Raw genomic sequence first — 1153 nt, forward strand, 5'->3', positions numbered from 1 at the left:
CTCTCCGTGGGCTAACGCTGCCAGCCCGGCAGCTTTTATATTCCGTGCCGCATTAATGTCACGGTCATGGCTTGTCTGGCATTCCGGACAATTCCATTTACGAACATCAAGAGGCAATTTTTTCATGGTGAAGCCGCAACAACTACAACGCTTTGAGGACGGGAAATACGGGGCAATGGCGACCAGTGAACGCCCGCCCCATTCAGCCTTGTATGCGAGCTGGCGCACAAACTCGCCCCAGCTTGCATCGGCTATCGCTTTCGAAAGCTTAGGGTTGCGGATCATGTTCTTCACTTTCAGGGATTCAACGCAAACAACTTGGTTATCGTTAATCAGTTTGCGGGACAACTTGTGCAAGTTATCCCTGCGGCAATCGGCAATTTTCGCGTGGAGTCGGGTCACCTTCAAGCGGGCTTTAGCGCGGTTTTTCGAACCTTTCGCTTTTTTGCTTAAACGGCGCTGAAGTCGCGCCAGGCGAGCCGCGTATTTAGCGGTATGGCGGGGATTGCCTTGTTTAAATCCAGTGTCAGTAACGAACAAATCCTTTAAGCCCACATCAATGCCCACGGTTTTAGCGGAAATGGGCAGTGATACAGGTTCAAACTCGCACAGACAGGAAACGAAATATCGTCCGGCTGCATCTTTGGAAATAGTGACGGTTGACGGCACGGATGGGAGTTCACGGCTCCAGCGCACGTCCAATGGGGCTTTGCTCTTAGCCATATGCAGCTTGCCATCACGATATTTAAACGCGCTGGCGGTCAATTCAGCGACCTGTTTGTGGCGTTTGCTTTTGAATGCTGGATATTTAGCCCGACCTGCAAAAAAGTGAGAAAAGGCCGTCTGTTGGTGGCGTAGCGATTGTTGCAAGGGGACACAGGAAACGTCATTGAGCCATGCGCATTCAGGCTCTTTTTTAAGCGCGGTTAACCGCGCATTAGCTTGCAGATAGCCGATCTTCTCCTGGCGCTCATAGTAAGCATCAGTACGCCAGCGAAGGATTGAATTATAGACAAAACGCACACAGCCGAACGTTTGAGCCAAAAGCTCAACCTGATCGGCTGTTGGATAGAATCGGTATTTGTATGCGCGTTTCATATGTACAAAATTACAGGAGCCATCGTGAAAAGACAAAAAGAAGTTAGCTCGAAAA

1 protein-coding gene is annotated in these 1153 nt (G+C 50.0%); it reads right to left on the reverse strand.

What is annotated here, in order from left to right; all coding sequences use genetic code 11:
- Window positions 1-1098 (reverse strand): RNA-guided endonuclease TnpB family protein (locus BEI65_RS26125; protein ID WP_099065692.1); only part of this gene is annotated, 1098 nt, incomplete at its 3' end.
- Between the last annotated feature and the right edge of the window lie 55 nt (window positions 1099-1153).

Origin of the sequence: Serratia sp. BW106 (assembly GCF_002607755.1) — a bacterium.
Classification (GTDB): Bacteria; Pseudomonadota; Gammaproteobacteria; order Enterobacterales; family Enterobacteriaceae; genus Serratia; species Serratia proteamaculans.